Genomic DNA, 4809 nt, shown 5'->3' with positions numbered 1-4809 from the left:
TAATTTATTGTATAAAAATAAAAAACATTTAATTATTTATATACAATAAAAACCCTATACTTACATTTAAATAATAAAAAATAAATAAAGAGCGTGTTGGTATATATTTAGATCAACGCGCTCTTACATATATTTAAACCCTATATCAATTTCTTATTCCATTCATTTAACTCATAAATACTTTTATATCCGGCTATCATGCCAGAAGTTTATTGGAAAATGATTGTTCTCATCATAAGCTTCAAATTCATACCCTTTTTCTTTTAATCCTTTTATAATTGCTGGAACAGCCGCAACAGATTGTGGATGAATATCGTGCATTAAAACAATTTCCTTTGAAGACGTCGCACCTGCTAAGACATTTTGAACAATTTTTGCGGCCGCTACATCCACAGGTAGTTTATTATATTTCCAATCTAGAGAGTCAATTGTCCAATCCCATACTTTTAAATTATTTCCGACCACTTCATTTCGAAGTGATTCATTTAATCCAGGCATTGATCCATATGGTGGGCGTGTTAATTTCGGGGAGTTTCCAATAACATTTCTAATTAAAGATTGATCCTCTTTCATTTCCTTAACATATTCCTGATTGGTGTATAACTTTTTAAAATTATGTGTCATACTATGCATACCCACATAATGGTTCTCTACATGCTCTCGTTTCACTAAATCTGGGAACCTTTTCACATTATCGCCAATTAAAAAGAATGTTGCTTTCACATCATTTTTCTTTAATACATCTAATAGATTAGCTGTATATTTTCCTGGTCCATCATCAAAAGTTAAATATGCAACTTTTCTTTCTTTACCATCAAAACGATTAGGTATCGATTTTTTCAATTCATTTTTAGGTAGACTGCTCACTTGTTGAACACTATTTGCCTCTTTCGCATTTACCAGCTTAGGATTCGTAATAGATTGAAACATGTAATACCCTATTGCTACTAATGTAATAGCCAACAATACACTTATAATTCTTTTTTTCTTAAGCTTAATTTTCATATTATAATCTTCTTTCTATCCTATTATTTCACTTTATGTTGTTTAGTTATATTATCCTATTAGCTTATAAAGTTCTTTAACTTAACCAATGTCACTTTTGGATTACTTATTTTAATAATCTATATAGGTAAAAATTAGTGTCCTGCACTAGCATTCATGCCATTTCCTATGATAGTTAGAACCAAAGGATATAATACTGGTCCTAGGGTAAGGAAAATGTTTAAAATTACAATAAATGTATATAACAGGCTGTAATTTTGACTATTTTGATGTACAAATACTAGGATAACTAATGTTATTATAGTAATGAAATGTAGTAATAACATTATCAACCAATAATACATCATTATAGTAAGATTCGCCTTTCCTAATAGTTGGCATGTTATCCCTATTATTATTCCTAATACTGTAGAATTAAAGGAAATAAACAAAATTCTTTTTAATATTCTAGATAATGTTTTGTGATCCACAGTTTTATTATATAAGCCTATTAAAATGCCCAAAGATAGATATGCCAGTAATAACCCTACCCAATCCCAGATCCAATCTTGACCTCCCATTAAAGTAAACAAAAGCGAAATGACCCCTCCTACTGCAAGAATCAAGGAGATTATAATGTTAGTTAAAGCTGATTTCATAATGTTTTCACTTCCTAAAAAATTTTATAATAAAGCATTGGTGTTTACTCATATGTTGTCATTTATTTATTTATTTATTAGAACTTCTTTTTAATTAACTGAGAATCTGTTTGCTTGTATTTTCTTCCATTACTTTTTTTGGAATCACACTTCCTCCTGCTCTCTATACAATTTGTGTACCTTGATTCAATTTATGTTTTAAATCATTATTTTGTAAAGAGCCTCTCCCCCCACTTTATGCAATTTAATAGGTCTAATCATTCCTGCTAATATTGTTGGTTCTAGCTAAATAACCTCTTTACCCACTATTTTTTTTAATAGTTTATATAAATGATTATCACCAACTGTATATGCCCCACATAAAAATGGTTCCATTGCTTCCCCTACAAACCCAGATGCTATTCCAAGTGCCAGTCCATCCGCTATTGCATTATTGTCAATCCCAAAATCTTATACAGAAATTCAATCATATAATCAGGTCATCATACTTAATAGTTCACATGGAAAAATAAGTATCAATCATTTCTCGTCTTATTTACTATTCTCACAACTATGCAGGTGCTTGAAAATTAATCATACTTTATTATAATTAAGTATATTAACAACATGTTTAGTATAAGTGAATAAAATTAATTTTAACTTTATTTACTTATTTAAAGGGGATTACATATATGAACAATATTAATGTTGGTCAAAAAATTATGGCATTTAGAAAAGGTGCCGGATTAACCAGTAAACGTTTAGCAGAGTTAGCTGATATAACACCTTCCATGTTAAGTCAAATTGAGAAAGGAATCACAAATCCATCATTACAAACACTAAAATTAATTTCTGTAGCATTAAATATCCCATTGTTTAATTTTTTCTTAGAGGATACCAGTACAGAAGAATTAGTTGTAAGAGCTAACCAAAGAAAAAAAATAACTTTTCCTGAAAGCGGCAATGTTTCGTATGAGTTATTATCACCTAATTTAGATGGATCACTGGAATTAGCTTTAATGAATCTGTTACCTCAAACCGCTTCTTCTATGGAGCCTATGGCACATAAAGGTGAAGAAATAGCATTTGTTATGGAAGGACAAGTAAAACTATATCTAAATGATGAGGTTTTACTTCTTAACCCAGGTGATAGTGTTAAAATCCCACCATACGTAAAACATAAATGGGAAAACACTTCTTTACACAAAGTCACTGTTATATTTGGAGTAACCCCACCATCTTTTTAATTTCAAGTACTAGCGCATAAAAGTTAGAGAAAATAATTCTCTAACTTTTTTGTGTACATAACTATATTTAAAAAAGTAAAAAACTTGTCTCATAATTATATGTCATTTAAATCTAAACGATTATGAGTAGTGAAAGAGACCTTTCTAATTACATACTTAATTTACTTTTTAATGTCCAGTATTTTTCTCCAGTAGTGTCAAAAGAGAATTCCACCCATCCATTTGGATCTTCACGATAAATAAAGATGTTTGTTCCACGAGTTACTGTACCAACTTTATTTTCCTCGACTGCTACATCTGATTTACTTTTAATTTTTAAGCTAAATGGATACGGTACATGGTAATAAGCAGCTGTTGATACAACATTTGCTGTTGTCCCATCTTCATACATGTTATATAGAATGTTATTAGATAACGCTTCAACATCTAATGTTTCAGGATTTTTTGGTAATTTTTTTGCAGATGTATAGTCTTCCCCACGGAAAGGTTTAATACGTTCCATAATATTTGCAATTTTTCCAGCCCAGCCTTTGTCTGATGCATATTTTACGTTCATACCAGCTAATGTTGGTCCATTATAATGCATGCCATCTTCTTCTAAATATCTTTCTCGTACATAATTGGCATTATAAGCAATACTGTCACCGTAGGTTGGTAAATATTTTGCATATTTAAACGGATCCTTATCATACGCGCGTAACCCAAATAAATTGTGTTTTCGATATGCGATTTCTGATTTTCCATATCCAGACTCTAAAATTGCATGTGCTGCTAAATACTGTGCATTGACACCGTATTGATTTTGCGCATTAATAAAGTCTTGCCCATGTCCAACTAACGGACTATCTGAATGGTATTTTGCAATAAAACTATCAATCTCTTGGGCTGTAATTTTCGAAGCCACTGTTAAATTTAAATCCTCATACGAAGTAGCAGTAATGATTTCTTTGTCTTTTAAACCATTATTTTGATTTTGTTGTAACATATCTGTTTTAGCAGTAAGTTGAGCGGCTTCAGCGCGTGTTATAGACCTATTTGGTTGCCAGCCATTATCCGTACCATTGGAAATATTTAAGTCAATTAAAATATTGGCATACTTTTCTCCCCAATGTCCTTTTAAATCCTCAAATTTACCTTGGTCATTATTATTTGCTGTACCTTGTAATTTATAAGCATTTACTAGCATCGTCGCCATGGCAGCGCGAGTTACTTTACCGGATGGATTGAAAAGGCCATTCCCTTCGCCTTTAACAATGCCAGCTTTTTCAGCTGCAGCGATATAAGGGGTAGCCCAATGGCTTTGTGCATCTGTAAAGGATGGTTTTGCATCAAAGTCAATTTGTATACCTAATACTTTTGTCATAATTTTCGTAGCGGAAGCTCTGTCTAATGAATCATGTGAACCAAAAGTTCCATCTGGATAACCAATTATGACTTGTTTATCCACTAAATAGTTTACAGATTGCTCTGCCCACTTGGGAACATCAGGAAATTTGTGAGTATCCGCTAAAATATTAGAAGAATAAGATAATATAGCTCCTGCAAGGATACCTGTTGTAATTAATTTGCGCTTCATAAAAATACACACCTCTACCATTCTATTTATCAAATTGGGATTTTCTATCTTTATATTTACATGTTTGTAATAATAATAAAATCGTATTATCACACATTCAATTTGATGTAACGAGTATAGTTACTTATATACGCAAGTGTCAATGAATGTCTTTTACAAAAATGTATAACATTTACATAATTTTAAATTTACATGATCTTATAATTGACTTATGTATAAATTTTGTAAAGGACCTTTTGATAGATTACTTATTAGCTTACCTGAAGAAATCTCTTTAGTTGTTAATTTGCCAACCTTTCTTGTTTACTATGAATCAATTAAAAAAAGAAGTTTTTTGTTTAAGAGCTACTTTAAAATCTTAAGT

At 30.9% G+C, this 4809-nt stretch carries 4 protein-coding genes; 1 reads left to right on the top strand and 3 read right to left on the bottom strand.

The features are described 5' to 3' along the window. Positions 1 to 183 precede the first annotated feature (183 nt). Both DN403_RS28475 and DN403_RS28470 read right to left on the bottom strand, forming a co-directional pair. Entirely contained in the window at positions 184 to 1005 is an 822-nt protein-coding gene (locus DN403_RS28475; RefSeq protein WP_000694602.1) for a peptidoglycan-N-acetylglucosamine deacetylase, read from the bottom strand. A 134-nt stretch (positions 1006 to 1139) separates the two neighbouring features. Then, positions 1140 to 1643, bottom strand: coding sequence for a DUF3902 family protein (locus DN403_RS28470; RefSeq protein WP_000833555.1), 504 nt, complete (start codon positions 1641 to 1643; stop codon positions 1140 to 1142). A gap of 671 nt (positions 1644 to 2314) precedes the next feature. On the opposite strand from DN403_RS28470, the gene DN403_RS28460 reads away from it, so the two are divergent. Further along, entirely contained in the window at positions 2315 to 2869 is a 555-nt protein-coding gene (locus tag DN403_RS28460) for a helix-turn-helix domain-containing protein (RefSeq protein WP_149186013.1), read from the top strand. 148 nt (positions 2870 to 3017) lie between these two features. Here DN403_RS28460 and DN403_RS28455 read toward each other — a convergent pair whose 3' ends face one another. Beyond that, entirely contained in the window at positions 3018 to 4445 is a 1428-nt protein-coding gene (locus tag DN403_RS28455; RefSeq protein WP_149186012.1) for an S-layer homology domain-containing protein, read from the bottom strand. Positions 4446 to 4809: the final 364 nt, after the last annotated feature.

It is taken from the genome of Bacillus sp. AY2-1, from assembly GCF_008368965.1.
In the GTDB taxonomy this organism is placed as follows: domain Bacteria; phylum Bacillota; class Bacilli; order Bacillales; family Bacillaceae_G; genus Bacillus_A; species Bacillus_A thuringiensis_S.
The sequence above is the reverse complement of the archived record's forward strand: the minus strand, read 5'-3'. Positions and strand labels throughout refer to the sequence as shown.